Source organism: Gordonia sp. 852002-50816_SCH5313054-c, from assembly GCF_001665925.1.
GTDB lineage: Bacteria > Actinomycetota > Actinomycetes > Mycobacteriales > Mycobacteriaceae > Gordonia > Gordonia jacobaea.
Map to the genome: position 1 here is coordinate 197,675 of NZ_LZTE01000075.1, position 18,596 is coordinate 216,270.

Annotated in this window: 13 protein-coding genes; 1 reads left to right on the forward strand and 12 read right to left on the reverse strand. The window is 65.7% G+C overall.

Annotated features, from left to right (window positions below):
* Positions 1–6: 6 nt before the first annotated feature.
* The 8 genes from A5788_RS19900 to A5788_RS19935 all read right to left on the reverse strand — a co-directional run bounded on the left by A5788_RS19900 (position 7) and on the right by A5788_RS19935 (position 10,406).
* Entirely contained in the window at positions 7–1,212 is a 1,206-nt protein-coding gene (locus A5788_RS19900) for an alpha/beta hydrolase family protein (RefSeq protein WP_064868991.1), read from the reverse strand.
* A 205-nt stretch (positions 1,213–1,417) separates the two neighbouring features.
* Positions 1,418–3,064, reverse strand: coding sequence for an AMP-binding protein (locus A5788_RS19905; RefSeq protein ID WP_064868988.1), 1,647 nt, complete (start codon positions 3,062–3,064; stop codon positions 1,418–1,420).
* Between the two features lie 63 nt (positions 3,065–3,127).
* Complete coding sequence (locus A5788_RS19910; protein WP_064868985.1) at positions 3,128–4,303, reverse strand: lipid-transfer protein; 1,176 nt, start codon at positions 4,301–4,303, stop codon at positions 3,128–3,130.
* Positions 4,303–4,713, reverse strand: a complete 411-nt coding sequence (locus tag A5788_RS19915; RefSeq protein ID WP_064869041.1) for a MaoC family dehydratase — start codon at positions 4,711–4,713, stop codon at positions 4,303–4,305. Before A5788_RS19915 ends, A5788_RS19910 begins: the two co-directional genes overlap by 1 nt.
* A complete protein-coding gene (locus tag A5788_RS19920) occupies positions 4,710–5,783 on the reverse strand; it encodes a bifunctional MaoC family dehydratase N-terminal/OB-fold nucleic acid binding domain-containing protein (RefSeq protein WP_064868982.1) in 1,074 nt (357 codons plus the stop codon). Before A5788_RS19920 ends, A5788_RS19915 begins: the two co-directional genes overlap by 4 nt.
* Positions 5,780–6,943, reverse strand: coding sequence for an acyl-CoA dehydrogenase family protein (locus A5788_RS19925; RefSeq protein WP_064868979.1), 1,164 nt, complete (start codon positions 6,941–6,943; stop codon positions 5,780–5,782). The genes A5788_RS19920 and A5788_RS19925 overlap by 4 nt, the downstream gene beginning before the upstream one ends.
* Before the next feature lie 56 nt (positions 6,944–6,999).
* Positions 7,000–8,097: an acyl-CoA dehydrogenase family protein gene (locus tag A5788_RS19930; protein ID WP_064868976.1), complete on the reverse strand. Its 1,098-nt coding sequence runs from the start codon at positions 8,095–8,097 to the stop codon at positions 7,000–7,002.
* Positions 8,098–8,213: 116 nt separating this feature from the next.
* The gene (locus A5788_RS19935; RefSeq protein ID WP_064868974.1) at positions 8,214–10,406 is read right to left on the reverse strand and encodes an acyl-CoA dehydrogenase; all 2,193 of its coding nucleotides are present in this window, start codon (positions 10,404–10,406) and stop codon (positions 8,214–8,216) included.
* 130 nt (positions 10,407–10,536) lie between these two features.
* Here A5788_RS19935 and kstR point away from each other — a divergent pair, with 130 nt between their 5' ends.
* Positions 10,537–11,271, forward strand: a complete 735-nt coding sequence (gene kstR / locus A5788_RS19940; RefSeq protein ID WP_064868971.1) for a cholesterol catabolism transcriptional regulator KstR — start codon at positions 10,537–10,539, stop codon at positions 11,269–11,271.
* A gap of 27 nt (positions 11,272–11,298) precedes the next feature.
* Here the strand turns inward: kstR and A5788_RS19945 are convergent, their stop codons facing one another.
* From A5788_RS19945 to A5788_RS19960, 4 genes are read right to left on the reverse strand one after another with little or no spacing between them, the layout of a single operon-like run.
* Entirely contained in the window at positions 11,299–11,610 is a 312-nt protein-coding gene (locus A5788_RS19945) for a Rieske (2Fe-2S) protein (RefSeq protein ID WP_064868968.1), read from the reverse strand.
* Complete coding sequence (gene nirB, locus A5788_RS19950; protein WP_064868965.1) at positions 11,607–14,096, reverse strand: nitrite reductase large subunit NirB; 2,490 nt, start codon at positions 14,094–14,096, stop codon at positions 11,607–11,609. The genes A5788_RS19945 and nirB overlap by 4 nt, the downstream gene beginning before the upstream one ends.
* Positions 14,096–14,449: a hypothetical protein gene (locus A5788_RS19955; protein ID WP_049697710.1), complete on the reverse strand. Its 354-nt coding sequence runs from the start codon at positions 14,447–14,449 to the stop codon at positions 14,096–14,098. The genes nirB and A5788_RS19955 overlap by 1 nt, the downstream gene beginning before the upstream one ends.
* Before the next feature lie 16 nt (positions 14,450–14,465).
* Positions 14,466–18,566, reverse strand: coding sequence for a bifunctional nitrate reductase/sulfite reductase flavoprotein subunit alpha (locus A5788_RS19960; protein WP_231895496.1), 4,101 nt, complete (start codon positions 18,564–18,566; stop codon positions 14,466–14,468).
* Positions 18,567–18,596: the final 30 nt, after the last annotated feature.

Below are 18,596 nucleotides of genomic sequence, written 5' to 3' on the forward strand. Positions count from 1 at the left end.
TGCGGGTCAGCGGAAAAGCTTGTCCACGAACGGGATCGAGTCGACCTTCGACGCGTTGACCGTGCCGCTGTGGTCCTTGTCCGGGTAGAACCGGAACGTCACGGGCTGGTTGTTCGCCTTGAGTCGCGACACCAGGAGCAAGACTCCGGGGGTGTTGACGTCGGTGTCGAGGCCGCCCTGCCCGATGAAGAACGGTTTGTCGTAGCCGGATTCGGGGATGCCCATGTAATCGGTGAGTTTCGCCTGGAATCCGGGGATATCGGACAGCGGGCGGCTCAGCAGTTTTCCGGGGTCGACCTTCTGCGATCGAACCAGGGCGCCGAGCTCGTTGTCGGAGTCGCACTGGGTCTCGGCCTTGTCGACCCAGTATCGGCCGTACGGGGTCAGGAACGAGTTGATGTTCCACTCCGGGAACGACGTGCGCAGTCCGGACAGGATGTACATCACGTAGATCGTCGTGTTGGGCGAGAACCCGCCGAGCCGGACCGGCGACGGACGACCAAGCGCCGCAACGAGATTCTCGATATACGCCGGAACGCCGGTCCCCACGGCGCCGCGGTAGTCCAGATCCTTGCCACCGAATTGGGTTGCGTAGCGAGCCGTCGTGATCGCGGCGCCACCGCCCTGCGACTGCCCGACGACCGCCCACTTGCGCGACAACTGCGGATACACCTGCCGGGCCGCCTTCACGCTGTCGACGATGCTGTGCGCCTCGACGCGACCGTTCAGATACGGATGGTTACCCGGCGTGCCGAGCCCGACATAGTCCGAGGCGACCACCGCGTATCCGCGAGACATCCACGAGCCGAGGTACTCCCAGTCACGCTCGACGGCGACAGGACCGCCGATGGAGTACGCGCAGTGATCGGCGAGACCGGTTGTGCCGTGCGCCCACGCGATCACCGGCCAGCCGCCCTTGGGCGGCGTACCCGGCGGCAGATAGACCGCACCGCTCGACAACGCAGCCGCATCGTGAACACCCTTGGTCCAGTAGGTGATCCGCTTCGCATCGACCGCACCGGGCACCGTGATCCGCGCGGGCAGCGGCTCGGTCGACACCACCGTGCCCGACGGCCCGCTCGGCGCGGCGCTCGCGGGCGGCGCCCCGATCACCGCCGACATCGTCGCGGCGACCACCGCCACCGCCGACACCATCACACCGACCCGACGCCCGACCCTGCTTCGCTTACTCACGATGAACACCGTATACATTGAGCGCCGCCCTCGCTCGGCGACTGCACACTCGGCAGTCTCGAGCGCACAGTCGGCGGTCTCGAGCGCCCAGTCGACAGTCTCGAGCGCCCAGTCGACAGTCTCAAGCGCCCAGTCGACAGTCTCGAGCGCCCAGTCGACCGGTATTCCCGTCGAGTGGGCGTCCCATCGCGCCGAGTGGGCGTCTCATCGCGCCGAGTGGGCGTCATACGCCTGCCGACTCCGGGGCCGCGGGCGCTGTGGCCGCGGTGGCTTTCGCCCACTTGTAGTCGGCTTTACCGGCGGGCGTCCGCTTCACCTCGTCGACGAATACGACGGTCCGCGGGACCTTGTAGCCCGCCAGCGACTCGCGGCAGTGCGTCTGCAGGTCTTCGAGAGTCGGCTCCGATTCGCCCTGTGCCACCGCGACCACCGCGCCGACCCGCTGCCCGTACTTGGGATCGGGAATCGGAACGACGAGAGCGTCGGCGACGGCGGGGTGCGCGTGCAGCGTCGCCTCGACCTCCTCGGCGTAGACCTTCTCGCCGCCGGTGTTGATGCATTGCGAGCCGCGACCGAGGAACACAATGGTGCCGTCGGCTTCGACTGTCCCCATGTCGCCGAGCACCGAGATGCGTCGACCGTCGGGAAGCGTCGGAAATGTCTTGGCCGACTTGGCCTCGTCCTTGTAGTAGCCGAGGGGCACATTGCCGATTCGGGCGATGTACCCGACATCGCCTGAGCCCGGGGTGATCTCGTCGAGCGATTCGTCGACCACCATCATCTTGTCCGTCGGCGGCACCCGAAGGTTGCCGTTGTCGTCCATCATGATCTCGCCGTCGTTGCCCGACTCCGACGCTCCGAAGTTGTCACGCAGCACCAGGTCTGGCTTCACCGCGGCCATGCGCTCACGCACGTGTTGCGACCAGATCGCCCCGCCCGAGGTGATCGAGAACAGCGAGGAGAGGTCGACGTCGCCCGTGCGGCGCTCGAGTTCGTCGACGAGCGGCATTCCCATCGCGTCGCCGACGATGAGGATGATCTGGATCTGCTCGTCCTCGATGCCCGACACGATTGCGGCGGGATCAAAGTCGCGCATCAGCACCAACCGACCGCCGAGCGTGAGGAAGGTGAACAACGAATACGACGCCGCGCCGTGCATCAGCGGCGCCGCGATGTTGAAGGCGATCGACGGAAAATCCTTCACCGCCGCACCGACTTCTGCGAGATCCTTGCGCGCCTCGCCGTACGGATTGCCACCGGAGATCGGCTTGCGGAAGAAGTCGTCGTGTCGCCAGATCACGCCCTTGGGGTAGCCGGTCGTGCCGCCCGTGTACAGGAGGTAGTGCTCGTCGCCGGTTCTCGTCTCGAAATCTCGTGCGTCGGAGAGCTTCTCCGAATCGGAAAACTGTACGACCTGCACAGTGCGTCCGTCCGGCAGATCGTCGGCCGCCGCGCGCAGTTCGTCGACGATCTCCCCGATGACGAATACCGTTCGTACGAGCGGCAGTTCGGGCAGCAACGTGGCAACGCTGCGCTGATGCTCGGGTTCTTCGACGACGATTCCCCGCGAGTCGGAGTTGTCGAAGATGTAGCTCAACTCGGCATTGGTGTAGCGATAGTTGACGTTGACGGGTACTGCGCGCACCTTCAGCAGGCCGAGCAGGCTGGTGACGTGTTCGACGCTGTTCTTGAGGAACAGTGACACGTTGTCGTCGAGTCCGATGCCCTGCGCGGCGAACATGTGCGCGACCTGGCTGGAGAGTCGATCGAGCTCTGCATAGCTGATCTGGCGTCCGCCGTAACTGAGGGCTATGCGGTCGGGTACCGAATCGGCGACTGTCTCGAAGACGTCGGCGAGGTTGAATTTCATTGCTGCTGGCTCCTCTTGCTGCACTGCTTGTGACCCGTCATCTCTATCCGCGCTGCGCGGCACTCACGCCGCCGTCAACACCAAACCGCTTGTCGGAACTCCTGTTCCGGCCGTCACCACCACCCGCTCTGCGCCGGGCACCTGATTCACCGACGTGCCACGTAATTGCCGGACGGCTTCGGCTATGCCGTTCATTCCGTGGATGTATGCCTCCCCCAACTGACCTCCGTGTGTATTCAACGGGAGCCGACCACCGACTTCCAACGAACCCGGCTCCCGCACGAGATCCTTTGCCTCGCCACGGCCGCAGAACCCCAACTCCTCCAACTGCAACAGGGTGTACGGCGTGAAGTGGTCGTAGAGGATCGCGGCGTCCATGTCGTCGGGCCGCAAACCCGACTGCTCCCACAGTTGCCGACCGACAAGGCCCATCTCGGGCAATGCGGCGAGTTCGTCACGGTAGTAGCTGGTCATGATGAACTGGTCGACGCCGCTGCCCGATGCCGCCGCCGAGATCACGGCAGGCGGATTCGGTAGGTCGCGCGCACGTTCGGCCGACACGACGACGATCGCGACACCGCCATCGGACTCCTGACAGCAATCGAGCAGATGCAACGGCTCGGCGATGTATCGCGACTGCTGGTGGTCGGCCAACGTGATGGGCTTGCCGTAGAAGAACGCCTCGGGATTATTGGCAGCGTGCTTGCGGTCGACGACGGCGATGCGTCCGAAATCCTCACTCGTGGCGCCGAACTCGTGCAGGTACCGCTGCGCGACCATGGCGACGAACGCTGCCGGAGTCGACAACCCGTGCGGATAGCTGAACGCGTTGTCGGTGCCCGACGAGTTCTCCTGGTTGGCCACAGCCGAATTCACCTGTCCGAAGCGCAAACCCGACCGCTCGTTGAACGCCCGGTACGCAACGACCACGTCGGCCACGCCCGTGGCCACAGCCATCGCTGCCTGCTGCACCGTCGAACAGGCCGCACCTCCGCCGTAGTGAATACGCGAAAAGTACGTGAGCTCGGGAATTCCCACAGCGCGGGCGACCGCGATCTCCGAGTTGGTGTCCATGGTGAAACTGACGAGACCGTCGACATCGGCGGGGGTCAGGCCGGCGTCCGCGAGCGCAGTCTGCACCGCCTCGGTCGCCAACCGAAGTTCGCTGCGCCCGGAGTTCTTGGAGAACTCGGTGGCCCCGATCCCGGCGATCGCGGCTGCGCCCGACAACTGCCCCATCAGCGACCTCCCCTCATGAGCGTGACCGTCGAGATCACATGCTTACCAAGAGCATTCGTTCCCGTAACGGCCACGGTGACCAGCTCGTCGTCGACGTCGGTCACCTCGCCGGTGAAGGTCAACGAGTCGTAGGCATACCACGGCACACCGAGTTTGAGCTTGATCGAACGAATCCTCGCAGACGGACCGGCCCAGTCGGTGACGAATCGTTCGACGAGTCCGGTGTCGGTGAGAATGTTGACGAAGATGTCCTTGGACCCCTTGGCCTGAGCGAGGTCGCGGTCGTGATGGACGTCCTGGAAGTCACGGGTTGCCAGCGCAGTCGACACGATGAACGTCGGCGTCGCGTCGATTGTCAATGGCGGCAACGTTGTTCCTACTTCGACAGTGGGGATCGCACTGGTCGTCACTGCGCCTCCCGTGTGGTCGGGCGCCACGCGTGCAGCGTCCAGGCGTCGGTGCCCGACTCCTCGTCGGCGGGAAAGTCGAGGAACATCGCCTCGACGCGCTGCCCGATGTGCACGTCGGCAGGGTCGACGTCGCGCAACTCGGCGAGCAGTCGGACGGGAGAAGACAGCGGCAAACCGTCGTCGTCGCTGTCACCGCTGTCGCCGCTGTCACCGCTGTCGACCGATTCGAGTCCGTCGAGTTCGACGAGGGCGACCACGAAAGGCAATGCGCGCCCGGGCACCTTGGGTGCGCGGTGCACCACATAGCTGTAGACCGTTCCCGTGCCCGACGCGACGACGTAGTCGGTGACCGGCGCGGTGCCATCGGGTAGCCGAGGCTTCCAGGTCGCGGGTATCGGCGGATGACGCAGCGTTCCGCCGTCGAGCTTCTGAATGCGCAGTTCGTGGGCTGCGACGCCCTCCCAGAAGAACTCGGTATCGCGAGAAGCGCTGGGCCGCAACATCCGTGAGGGGTCGAGGTCGGAGGGCACCTCGCCTGCGCCGGCATCCCTGGGCGCCACGTCGTCGTCGTGCGGGCGGAACTTCAGGATGCGGAAATCCATCTCGGCGACCAGCTCGTCGTCGACCGACCAGGTGTTGCGCGTGGTGAAGAACCAACCCTCCCCCAGCGCCGTCTGCTTGGGTCCGACGACGTCGACCAGTTCGGCCGACAGCGAGACCTGCTCTCCCACATCGAGATAGCGATGATAGGTGGTGTCGCAGTTGGTGGCCACGACGGAGGTGTACCCCGCCTCGTCGAACAGCTCCGACGCCCGGCCGAGCGGATCGTCGGCGGTGCGCTGCCCGTTCAGCCCGCGCATCGTCCACACCTGCGCCATGGCGGGAGGTGCGACGATGCCCGAATGTCCTGCGGCACGCGCGGCGTCGGCGTCGACGTAGACAGGGTTCGTGTCGCCGATGGCCTCGACCCAGTTGTTGATCATCGGGGTGTTCACCGGATCGCGCCCGAGGGTCGGCGCGCTCGGCCCGGCGTCGATGATCGCCTGCGCGGCGGTGCGGATGTCGCTCATCGCTTCGCCCTCGGCAGTCCTAGTCCGGCGGTCGCGATCATGTCGCGCATCACCTCGTTGACGCCACCTCCGAAGGTGATCACCACGTTTCTCTTCTCCTGAACGTCGAGCCAATCCACCAGCGCCGCGGTGTCGGGATCGGTGAAATCCCCGTAGCGGCCGATGATCTCGTCGATCATTCGGCACACCACCTGCACGCGCTCTGTCGCGAATACCTTCGTCGCCGCGGCATCGGCCATCGAAATGGCCTCGCCCGTCGACGCGACCTGCCAGTTGAGCAGCTCGTTGATCCGCGCGTACGCATCGATCTGGGCGAGCGCCCGCGCGACGTCGGGATGCTTGGCGATCACCGTGCCGTCGGGGCCGGGACGCGACGCCCACGCACGGACACGCGACGCCAGTCCCTCGATACGTCCGGCAGGTCCGAGCATCACGCGCTCGTGGTTGAGCTGCGTGGTGATCAGTCTCCACCCGCCGCCCTCGTCGCCCACGCGCATCGACACCGGAACGCGAACATCGTTGTAGTACGTGGCATTCACGTGATGGGCACCGTCTGCGGTGATGATCGGAGTCCAACTGAAACCGGGGTCGGAGGTATCGACGATGAGGATCGAGATGCCCTTGTGTTTGGGGGCGTCCTTGTCGGTGCGTACCGCCAGCCAGATGTAGTCGGCGTCGTGCCCGCCGGTGGTGAAGATCTTCTGCCCGTTGACCACGTAGTGATCACCGTCGCGGACCGCCGTCGTGGTCAGTGCGGCGAGGTCGGTCCCGGCGTCGGGTTCGGTGTAGCCGATCGCGAAATGGACGTCGCCGGCAAGGATTCTGGGAAGGAAGAGCTTCTTCTGCTCGTCGGTTCCGTGTACCTGGAGGGTGGGGCCGACCGTTTGGAGCGTCACCGCGGGAAGCGGAACGTCGGCGCGCACTGCCTCGTTGGTGAAGATCTGCTGTTCGATCTCCCCGAACCCCTTGCCGCCGTACTCCTTCGGCCACCCCACCCCGAGCCACCCGTCGCTCCCCATCTGTCGGATCACATCCCGATAGGTGGGGCCGTGGCGCTCGGTGAGCATGGTCTGTGCTGCCGTGGGGTCGACCAGATCGGCGAAATACTCACGCAGATCTGCGCGCAACTCCTGCTGCTGCGGCGTGAGGTCTATGAACATCGGTTACGTCCCCTGCGGATTCGGTATGAGCTGTCGGGTGAATCAGGTTGGCATCGCTATGGATTCGACGCGTGGGCGAGTTCATCGAGCCGCGCGTTGGCACCTCCGACGAGTCGCGCGAGATCCTTGGCGATCGAGAAGTAACGATGCAACGGATACGTCAGGTCGACGCCTACGCCCCCGTGGAGGTGGGTCATGGTCCGCATCGCCGCGGGGATCTCGGCTGCCGTCCAGTACGACGCGATACCCAGATCCTGTTGTGCGTCAAGACCTTCGGACAAGCGCCAGGCCGCGGCGGTGGTCGAGAGGTTCAGCGACCGTCCGACGACGTAGATGTCGGCCAACTGCTGTCCGACGGCCTGGAACAGCGCGATCGGTTTACCGAACTGCGTGCGGTTGGACACGTGATCGGCAGTGAGGCGCGTGGCCCCCGCGACGAGACCGTCGGCGTACGCACTCAACGCGAGTCGGTACAGGTCACGCAGCCCCGAGACATCGGCGGTCAGCACATCGGCATCGTCGACGGTCACGTCGTCGAATCGCACGGTGAACTCGCCCCACCCGCTCGAAGCCGGAGTTCGCGTGATCGACACACCGTCGGCGGCGGTTGCCACGGCGACCACCCCGCCATCGGTGGCGACGAGCAGCGTCGACGCGCCGTCGGCGTGCAGTACTCCGCTCTTGGTGCCCGACAACCTTCCGTCACGCAACGTGGTGCGCGGCGTCGATGTCAGCGGGTCGCCGGGTTCGCCCATCGCGATCGCGTGCCATGCGCCGGCGGTGAGCGTCGCGGCCCATCGATCGCGCGAGGCGTCGTCGACCGTCTGCAGGAGGAGCGACGACGTCAGCGAGCCGAGTGCAGGCGTCACCGCTGCGGCCGAACCCAGTTGACGCAGCAACGGAAGCACGCCGAGAACTCCGAGATCGTCACCCCCGAGCGCTTCCGGTAGCGGCAAGGCCAGCAGCCCGGCGTCGGTCAGCGCCGTCCAGAGGTTGCGATCAAAGCCGTCGTACGACGCCGCGGCATCCTCCCGCGACTCGCCCGCCCTGACCCGTCCGCCGAACAGCGACGTCCAGTCGGACTCGTGGCGGGCGAAGACATTCCGCGCCACATCGGCGACCGCTTCCGCGGAGCTGTCCATGCCGAAATCCACCGACGATCCCCTTTTCGCCAACACCAAAACTAGAACTCGTTCTAGTTGTATCAGACTCCGCGCTCCCGGTGGGCGAATTGGCAGTTGATCTGCTGATTCTCAGCCAGAGTCCCACGTCAGCCGCGCGGCAGACCGAGAATCCGTTCAGCAGCGGCGGTCCGCAGTATCTGGGTGGTGCCGCCCGCGATGGACAAACACCTGTTCTGCAGCAGTTGATCGGACGCATCGCCCGCCCCGACGCCGTCGACCCCGAGCAGGTCGAGACCGAACTCCGGGACCGATTGCCGGTGCGCGACGCCGATCAGCTTGCGCACGCTCGATACCGCGCCCGGATCGTGGCCGGCGAGCCGACGAGACACCGCGAGTGCGTCGAGGACACGTCCGACGTGCGCGTCGGCGACGAGCTCGCCCAACCGTGCCAACTCGCCTGCGGACAGCTCCCGACCCAACGAGTCGATCTGACCCAGCAGCGCGTCCATCTCCTTGCCGAGTCCCGAACCACCCATCGCCACACGTTCGTTGGCGAGTGTCGTACGAGCCAGCCGCCAGCCGCCGTCGACCTCACCGACCACGCACTCGTCGGGCACGAACACGTCGTCGAGGAAGACCTCGTTGAAGTTGGCCTGACCCGACAACTCCCGAAGCGGTCGGATGTCGATGCCGGAAGACGCCATGTCGACCAGGAAGTAGGTGATCCCCTTGTGTTTCGGCGCCTCGGGATTCGTGCGCGCGAGACAGATCCCCCACTGCGCGTTGTGCGCCTGCGAGGTCCAGATCTTCTGCCCTGTCAGACTCCAACCGCCCTCGACGCGAATAGCCCTGGTGCGCAACGACGCAAGGTCGGAGCCCGCCTCGGGTTCGCTGAACAACTGGCACCAGACGATGTCGCCGACGAGGGTCGGATGCACGAAACGTGTGTGCTGCGCGGCTGTTCCGTGCGCGAGGATCGTCGGGATCGCCCATGCCCCGATCACGAGGTCGGGACGTTCGACGCCCGCGCGTTCGAACTCGGAGTCGATGAGCAACTGCAGCGCGGGGTCGGCGCCGAGACCATGCGGCGGCGGCCAATGCGGTGTGAGATAACCGGATTCGGCCATCGCGGCCCGCTGCGCATTCGGTTCGGCCGCCGCGATCGCGGCGATGTCGGCTCTGATGGCGCCACGGCGATGCTCGACGGAGGTCAGGTCGAGCTCGAAGCGTCGACGCCCACCGAGGATGCCGAGGCGACCGAGTTGTTCACGCTGCGTCGACGCGGCCGCTGTCGCCGCGCGCAGCGCCAATGCCGTTCGCAGGTAGAGATGTGCGTCGTGCTCAAAGGTGAAGCCGATGCCGCCGAGCACCTGGATGCAGTCCTCAGCCGTCGCGACGGGCAGCGAGGCGACCAGCACGTCGGCGGCGAGCCTGGAGAACGCGAGTTGCTCGCGCGCGGTCTCCGCGTCGTCGTCGCCCACGGGTGCGGCCACCGCAGCGTCGACGGCCACCGCGAGATCCCACGCCGCCGCGGTGACCTTTTCGCTGCGACAAAGCATGTCGGCGCAGATGTGCTTGACGGCTTGAAACGAGCCGATGGGTACACCGAACTGGGTGCGCACCTTGGCATAGTCGACCGCGGTGTCGAGCGCCCAGCGCGTCACGCCGCTGGCGTAGGCGGCCGCGGTCGCCGACAGTGCGGCCGCAATGAGATCACCATCGTCGACGACGAGCAGGTCGTCGACGCTCAGGTCACTGATGCGCAGCCGGCCAACCGATCCTCGGCCGTCGAGGCTCGCCGCCGGCACGACGTCGCGTAGACCCGCATCGGCAGGGATCACAAACCACCCCGGATCGAGGCTCTGACCAGCAATTTTAGCGAGAATCACGCAACCGTCGACATATCCGACGACGCCGCCGAGATCGATCGATCCGTCGACCAACTCCGCCTCGCCGCCTGCCCGCGTGAGGGTGGGCACCGTCGCGGAGACCTCTCCCGACACCAACGTGTCGCGCACCGCCGCGGCACGGGGATCGGTCGACACCGATAGCGCCAGGGTCGCCACGACGGTCTCGCCGATCGGACCCGGCACCAGGCTCGCTCCGCATTGCTCGACCATCGCGGCGACGTCGGAGAACGAGGCACCGACGCCACCCTGCGCCTCCTCGACCAACGCGGCGAAAACGCCCAATTCAGCCAGTTCCGGAAAGAGGTCGCGCCAGTGGTCGCGCGGTTTCTCCAGTTCAGCCCGTACGATATCGGTGGTGCGACGACGCGTCGCCCACGCGGAAATTGCTTCGCAGACGGCAATCTGTTCGTCGGACGTGGCAAGGCTCACGCTGAAATCCTCTGCATTCAGGTTGTGACGAAGAATTAGAACCTGTTCTAATAGTCCGAAGGGGTTTTGTCCACCAGACCTTTCGACGCGGTCGGCGTCGATGGTCACGAGATGAGGATGTCGCCTACATATGACCCGGTCGTCTGAAGATGCCGTGCCACAGAAGTCGGCACCGAATCCGAACAAGGGAGCCTCGTCGAAGTCGGTCGCCGCCAAGGGCACTCCCGCCCCACCCGACGCCGCTACAGCCACAGCAACCGCAGCTACGTCGACGACGGAGAGTGGTTCGGCCGCACAACGCGACCGTCGACGCCGCATCCTCGACGCGACGCTCGCCCTCGCTTCCAAAGGCGGCTACGACGCCGTGCAGATGCGCACCGTCGCAGAGAAAGCCGACGTTGCGGTGGGAACCCTCTACCGCTATTTCCCGTCGAAGGTGCACCTACTGGTGACCGCGCTCGCGCGCGAGTTCGAGCGCGTCGAGACCCGCGTCGACCGCTCGCAACTGCAGGGCGAGAACGCCATCGAGCGGCTGCGCCACGTCCTCGACATGATCACCTTCGCGATGCAGCGTGATCCCCTGTTGACCGAGGCCATGACGAGGGCCTTCATGTTCGCCGACGCATCGGCGACCGCCGAGGTCGATCAGGTCGCCGGGATCATCGACCGACTGTTCGCAGGTGCGATCGTCGACGAGGGCGAGCCGAGCGACGAAGAACTCGCGATCGCACGCGTGCTGTCGGACGTGTGGATGTCGAACCTGGTGCAGTGGCTCACCCGCCGAGCCTCGGCCACCGACGTCACCAACCGGCTCGAGCTCACGGTCCGACTGCTCCTCAAGGGCCGGGTCGCAGCTCAGGCGTAACCGAACCGCCGGGTTGGTCCGTCGCGATCAGCCCAGGTCGATTGTGATGGTGCCCGATTCGTCGGCGCGCACCGCGTACGCACGAACTCCGCTGCCGCCGAAGGCGATCTCGTCACCGGTACCCAGGTCGTAGGTGTGATTGTGCAACGGGCACACCACGACACAGTCGTCGATCAGCGCGTCAGCCAGTGGCCCGCCGCGGTGCGGGCACACGGCGTCGAGTGCGCGCAGCGAATCGTCACGCAGTCGAAAGACCGCGATCTGCGTACCGTCGATACCGAATGCCCGTCCCTCGCCCGGCGGGATGTCGGCGATATTGCCGACTGCTATCTCGCTCATCGGACCGGCACCTGCGGGAGCGGCAGCAGCGGCAGCGCCGAACGGAACTGACCCGGAGTGGCAGGCTTTTTGCCGTCCTGCCAGGGATCCCGGTAGGCGTCGACGGACCGCTGCATGTTGGAATCGAGTTGTTGTGCAATACCTTCCGCGTCGTCGACGACGACGGCCCTGATCTTCTCGATGCCGTAGCGCGGAACCCACGCATAGGTGCGTTCGAGCCATTTCGCGCTCTCGCGGTAGTACTGCAGGAAGCGGCCCGCCAGTGTCATGACCTCGTCGGCACTGTCGACGGTCGCCAGCAGATCGCCCTTGCGGATGTGTGCGCCTGCGGCACCGCCGACGTAGATCTCCCACTTGCCGCCGTCGATCGCGACGACGCCGAAGTCTTTGCACAGCGCTTCCGCGCAATTGCGCGGGCATCCGGTGACCGCGAGCTTCATCTTCGCCGGACCCGCTATGCCCTGATACCGCTCCTCCAGAGCGATGCCCAGCGCCGTCGAGTCGCCAACCCCGAACCGGCAGAAGTCGCTTCCCACACAGGTTTTGACCGTTCGGAAACTCTTGCCGTACGCATACCCCGACGGCATGTCGAGATCGGCCCACACGGCGGGCAGGTCCTCCTTCCGCAGGCCGAGCAGGTCGATGCGCTGGCCTCCGGTCAGTTTGATGAGCGGAACCTCGTATTTCTCCGCGACGTCGGCGATCTTGCGCAACTGCTCGACGTTGGTCACGCCGCCTTTCATCTGCGGCACAACGGAAAACGTACCGTCGCGCTGAATGTTCGCGTGGACACGGTCGTTGATGAAGCGTTCGGCGCGCTCGTCGATGAAGTCCGAGCCCCACATCATCTCCAGCAGCGACGACAACCCCATCTTGGAGTTCGCATCCTCCTTGCCGTCGGGGGCGAGGGCCGCGAATACCGAACGCACCGAGTAGAGCTTGAGCTCGCGGATCAGCCGCATGAGTTCTGGCTTCTCGTACGGGATTGCGGGTACGTACCAGTTGGCCGACGGGTCCTCGGTGACCGCGTCGCCTGCGGCCCATTCGACGACCTGCGCCACCAACCCCTTACAGGAGCCGCAGCCCTTTCCGGCGCGGGTCGCGGCCATCACGCCTGCCACCGAGGTCGTGCCGCCTGCGACGCACCCGACGATGGTCGCCTTGTCGACGCCGTTGCAGTTGCACACCTGGGCATCGTCGGAGAGTTCCTCGACTCCCGTTGCGGCGTCGGGTGTTCCGATGTCGAACATCAGCGAGATGCGTTCGTCGGGGAGTTCGGTTCCCTGATCGAAGGCCTGCATCAGGAATGAGACCTTGCTGACGTCGCCGACGAGGGTGGCGCCGACGAGCTTGTTCTCCCGGATCACCACGGTCTTGTAGACGCCGTGCCGGGGCTCGTAGAACTGCAGGTACTCGTCGTCGGCATGTTCGGGCGCCTTGACACCCATCTGGGCGACGTCGACGCCCGCGACCTTGAGTTTCGTCGAGGTGCGCGAACCATGATATGCGGCAGTCGAATTGGCTTCGGTGAGGTGATCGGCCAGGACTTTGGCCTGCTCCCACAAGGGTGCGACCAGTCCGTACACCTGGCCGCGGTGCTGCGCGCATTCACCGACCACGTAGATGTCGTCGTCGTCGATCGAGCGCATGTGGTCGTCGACGACGATGGCGCGTTCGACGGTCAGTCCGGCACCGCGGGCCAGCCCCACGTTGGGGCGGATGCCGGTCGCCAGCACCAGCAGATCGCACTCCATCTGCTCGCCGTCGGCGAATCCGATTCCGGTGATGGCATTCTCATCATCGGCGAAGGCTTTGACGGTGCGCTTACCGGTGACCACGCTGACGCCGGTCGACTCGATCGCGCTGCGCAACACCGCGCCACCGGTTTCGTCGAGTTGGGCGTTCATCAGGATCGGACCGGAATGCACCACCGTCGACGCCACCCCACGGCCGTAAAGACCGTGTGCCGCTTCGAGTCCGAGTAGTCCGCCGCCGATGACCACCGCATGCTCGGCGTCGTCGGCGTGGGAGATGATCGCCGTGGTGTCGTCTAGGCTGCGAAAGCCGAATACACCGCTCAGCTGCGTGGTGTCGTCGACCCACAGCCCCTCGATGGGCGGGAAGAAGGCACGGCTGCCGGTGGCGATGATCAGCTTGTCGTAGGCCACCCGCGAACCGTCATCGGCGAGAACGACTTTGGCGTACGGGTCGATCCGGACCACCCGCACCCCGGCGCGCAGGTCGATTCCGTTGTCGCCGTACCAATCGACGGCGTTGAGGTAGATGTCGTCAGGGGCATCGGAGCCGGCGAGCACGTGGGATAGCGCGATGCGGTTGTAGTTTCCGTACGGTTCGTCACCGAAGACGGTGATGGCGAACTGTTCTGCCCCGCCGCGCGCCAGGATCTCCTCGATGGCGCGGGCGCCGGCCATGCCATTGCCCACCACCACCAGCGACTGTCGGGTCACCGCAGTCTCCTGCGCCATCAGAACTCCACCACGCCGAGGTCGATGACCACGGTGCCCGACGCGGAGGTGGGTGCGGCCAGCGCAAGGGAAATCTCCGCGCCCTCCAGAAAGTCCTCGACCAGCCGGAGCGGCACGTGGGTGCCGCCCTGAGCGGCAATCGGGAAGTAGCGCACCGGTTTCCCGTCGTGCATCAGAGCAATCGTGATCATCTCGTCGCTGCTGTTGCCGCCACGGAAGTAGACCGCCTGCAGGGTCGAGCCATCGGGCACGGTCAGGGTGAGCGAGTCGTCGATGACCGCGAGGGTCTCGAAGCCGGCTCCCTTGAACGCGAACAGGCCCTGCAGAAATCGCGGTGTGCTGCTGTCACTCATGGGGCGGGGTCACCTTTCAGTAGACGTCACGCACGTAACGTTTATCGGCGGCAAGGGCTTTCACATATGCCTCGGCACTGGGGCCGGACAACTTACCGTGTTCGGCGACGACCCGGGTCAGCGCGTCATCGACATCGCGGGCCATCCGCATCCGGTCACCGCACACATAGAAGTGCGCGCCGTCGGACAGCCATCGCCAGAGCTGTTCACCGTGCTCGATCATCCGGTCCTGCACATAGACTTTCGACTTCTGATCGCGGGAGAATGCGACGTCGAGCCGGTCCAACGATCCGTCGGCGAGCATCGTCTCGAGTTCGTCGCGGTAGTAGAAGTCGGTGGCCGCGTGCTGCTCACCGAAGAACAACCAGTTCGGCCCACGATGACCCAGTAGCCGACGATGATGCAGGAACCCGCGGAATGGTGCGATTCCGGTACCCGGGCCGACCATGATCATCGGGGCATCCGGATCCTCGGGCGGCGAGAAGCCGGCATTGCGCTGCACCCAGATTCGAATGTCGTCGTCGGCGGCGTGGTCGGCGAGGTAGGTCGAGCAGACGCCGTGACGCGGGACGCCGTGCAGGTTGTAGCGCACTGCCGACACGGTCAACTGGACCTCGTCGGGACTCTCCAGCGGACTCGACGAGATCGAGTACTGCCGGGGTGTCATCGGCGCCAGCGTCGACAACCAGTCGGCCGCCGATGCACGCATCGGGAACGTGGTGAGCAGGTCGGCGATCTGCCTGCCCCACAGCCAGTCGTCGAGGTCGGATTTGTTCTCCGGCGCCAGCATCGACCGCAGATCCGCCGATGCTGCCCGGTCGCAGACGAATTCGAGGACACCGGGGCTGATCTTCGCGATCTCGAGGCGTTCACGCAGGGCGCTGCCCAACGGCATGTCCTCGCCGCCGACGGTGACCACCGTGTCGGCGTCGAGTCCGGAGGTCTCCAGGAACGCCTCGACCAGCGGTGGACTGTTGCGCGGCCACACCCCGAGGGCATCGCCCGCATCGTAGGTCAGAGTGTTCTCGGGCAGCGCGAACCCGAACTGCCGCACGTCCTTTGCCGATCCGTCGCCGCTGAGGCGGGTGTTCCGGACCAGCGAGGTCACCAGCGGGTTCTTACGACCGTAGGAGATCGGCGCGTCCGGCACCGGCGGGGCTTCCGCGGGGGCGCTCGCCGACGGCAGCGCCGTGGCCAGTTCACCGGACACGGCGTCGAGCCAGCCCTGCGCCGTCGACTCGAAATCGGGTTCGCAGTCGACCCGGTCGAGAAGACGCGTGGCCCCCAGTTCGGCCAGCCGGTCGTCGAGTTTGCGTCCGAAGCCGCAGAATTCGTCGTAGCTGGGATCGCCGAAGGCCAGCACCCCGTACCGCACGCCGCTCAGCGGTGGTGCATCGTCGCCGGAGAGTTGGTCCCAGAAGGATGTGGCGTTGTCCGGGGGATCGCCGTCTCCGGTGGTGGAGGTGACGATCAGCACTGTGCTCTCCGGGGTGAGGGCAGCGAGTCCGGCCTCGTCGAGGGTTTTGGTTGCGGCCGAAAAGCCCTGCGCGGCCAGCGATTGTGCGACGGTCGGCGCGTAGTCCTCGACGGTACCGGTCTGCGACGCCCAGAGCACCTCGACGGTCGGCGCGGGCGCCGCGTCCTCCGGCGCTGCTGCCTGCGGCCCGTCCGCGGTGGACGTGGATCGTGAGAATGCCCCGGCGAGAACACCATTCACCCACGCGCGATTCTGTTCGGACAGCGGTGCCTCCGGCGGCAACAGCGGTACGCCTGCAATCGACGCCTCGCTCTGCAGCCCGGCAAGCACGCCGGCCACATAGGCTTGTTCGGTGGCCGACAGCGCGGGCGGAGCGACAGCCGAAAGTCCCAGTGTCACAGCAAGAGATGACGCCGGGACATCGGTGCGGGCAGGGGCCGATGCGGGTGTATCAGCGGTCGGCGCTGCGGCTACCTTCTCCAACGCCACGGCACTCACCTTGAACTCCGGTTGCAACGACGCCGGGTCGACGGCGTCGTTGGTGACGGCGTTGATGGTGACGTCCGCACCGAACATGTCGCTCCAGTGAAACGGTGCGAAGCAGTTGCCGGGGCGTACGCGGTCGGTGAGGACGGCAGGCAACACCGCGGCACCGCGCCGTGATCGCACGCGCACCGAATCCCCCTCGGCCACATCGAGAGCAGCCGCATCGTCAGGGTGGATCTCGACGAACGGTGACGGGTTGAGTTTGTTGAGTTTGGCCACCCGCCCGGTCTTGGTCATGGTGTGCCACTGATGCGGCAGCCGACCGGTGTTGAGGACGAGCGGGAACTCGTCGTCGGGCATCTCGGCGGGCGGCAGACATGGTCGGGCGTGGAAGATCGCCCGCCCGCTCGGGGTGGGGAAGACGAACTCCGGTGTGGTGCCGTCGGCGCGCACCACCTTGGTCTGGCTACGGCCGTCGTTGAGATAGCGGATGGGGTGGCGGTCGGCGTCGTCGTCGGGCGGGCACGGCCACTGCAGCGGGGTCTCGCGGAGCCGCGCATAGCTGGCACCGCGAATGTCCCAGCCGGTCTTGGGATTCCAGAAACGCTTGATCTCCTCGAACACCTCTTCGGCCGAACCGAAGGAGAATCCTTCGCCGTATCCCATCTCGGTGGCGATCCGGCAGATCAGTTGCCAGTCGGGCAGCGCATCGCCGGGCGGCGCGACGGCCGGCTGGAAGAGGGTGAGGTTGCGTTCGGAGTTGATCATCACCCCGTCGGACTCGGTCCACAGGGTGGCGGGCAGTGCGACGTCGGCGTAGGGCAGGGTCTCGTTCTCGGCGAACACATCCTGCACCACCACCAACTCACAGCGTTGCAGTGCCTCAATGACCCGCGACCGATTGGACACGCTGGCAATGGGATTGGTGCAGATGATCCAGCAGGCCTTGATCTTGCCGTCGGCCATCTGGTCGAACATGTCGATGGTGCCGGTCCCGACCTCACTGCGCAGCGTACCGCGTGGCACACCCCAGGTGTCCTCGCAGAAGTCACGGTCGGCCTCGGAGATCACCGCCCGCTGGCCGGGCAAACCCGGCCCCATATAACCCATTTCGCGTCCGCCCATCGCGTTGGGCTGTCCGGTGAGCGAGAAGGGACCACTGCCGAGGCGGCAGATCGCGCCGGTGACCAGGTGCAGATTGATCAGCGCGTTGGTGTGCCAGGTTCCGTGAATGGACTGGTTGAGTCCCATTGTCCAGCAACTCATCCAGTTCGTGGACTCACCGATCCACTTTGCGGCCGTGCGGATGTCGGCCTCGGGGATGCCGGTGGTCTCGCTGACGGCACCAGGCGTGTACTCGGAGACGAACTCCTTGGTCGCATCGAAACCCTCGGTGTAGGTCTCGACGAAGGAGTGGTCGACATCGTCGGCCTCGATCAACAGGTGCAGCAGACCGTTCAGCAATGCGAGGTCGGTGCCGGGTTTGACCTGCAGGTAGAGGTCGGCCTTGGCCGCGGTGGCGGTGCGTCGTGGATCGATCACGACCAGTTTCGCGCCTGCCTTGACCCGTTCCATCATGCGCAGGAACAGGATCGGATGGCAGTCGGCCATGTTGGAGCCGATGACGAAGAACAGGTCGGCGTGCTCGAAGTCCTGATAGGAGCCGGGTGGGCCGTCGGCGCCGAGGGACTGCTTGTAGCCGGTGCCGGCGCTGGCCATGCACAGTCGCGAGTTGGATTCGATGTTGATGCCGCGCAGATAGCCCTTGGTGAATTTGTTCGACAGGTACTGCGCCTCGGTCGACATCTGGCCCGACACGTACACCGCAACCGAGTCCGGGCCGTGCTCGTCGGCTATCGCCCGCATCCGGCGTGCGGCAAAAGAGATCGCCTCGTCGATTCCGACCGACTCCCGGTCGGTGTCGCGGCTGGTCCGGATCGACGCCTTCTCCATCCGTCCCGGCGCGGCAAGCATGTCCGACGTGGTCGACCCCTTGGTGCACAACCTGCCGAAGTTCGTCGGATGATCCTTACGTCCGGTGGTCTTGGTGACCAACGGAAGTCCTGCGCCGTCGGGCGTCGACACGTGCAGCACCATCCCGCACCCCACCCCGCAGTAAGCACAGAGCGAGTCGACGGTGGAGGTCGCGGGCATGACTCCATGGTTGGAGCCGATTGTTTCCGA

Coding starts and splice junctions, on each gene's coding strand:
- A5788_RS19905 (WP_064868988.1), bottom strand. CDS start 3,064: ATGAAATTCAACCTCGCCGACGTCTTCGAGACAGTCGCCGATTCGGTA.
- A5788_RS19945 (WP_064868968.1), bottom strand. CDS start 11,610: ATGAGCGAGATAGCAGTCGGCAATATCGCCGACATCCCGCCGGGCGAG.
- A5788_RS19925 (WP_064868979.1), bottom strand. CDS start 6,943: ATGTTCATAGACCTCACGCCGCAGCAGCAGGAGTTGCGCGCAGATCTG.
- A5788_RS19960 (WP_231895496.1), bottom strand. CDS start 18,566: ATGCCCGCGACCTCCACCGTCGACTCGCTCTGTGCTTACTGCGGGGTG.
- A5788_RS19900 (WP_064868991.1), bottom strand. CDS start 1,212: ATGTATACGGTGTTCATCGTGAGTAAGCGAAGCAGGGTCGGGCGTCGG.
- A5788_RS19910 (WP_064868985.1), bottom strand. CDS start 4,303: ATGGGGCAGTTGTCGGGCGCAGCCGCGATCGCCGGGATCGGGGCCACC.
- kstR (WP_064868971.1), top strand. CDS start 10,537: ATGACCCGGTCGTCTGAAGATGCCGTGCCACAGAAGTCGGCACCGAAT.
- nirB (WP_064868965.1), bottom strand. CDS start 14,096: ATGGCGCAGGAGACTGCGGTGACCCGACAGTCGCTGGTGGTGGTGGGC.
- A5788_RS19920 (WP_064868982.1), bottom strand. CDS start 5,783: ATGAGCGACATCCGCACCGCCGCGCAGGCGATCATCGACGCCGGGCCG.
- A5788_RS19955 (WP_049697710.1), bottom strand. CDS start 14,449: ATGAGTGACAGCAGCACACCGCGATTTCTGCAGGGCCTGTTCGCGTTC.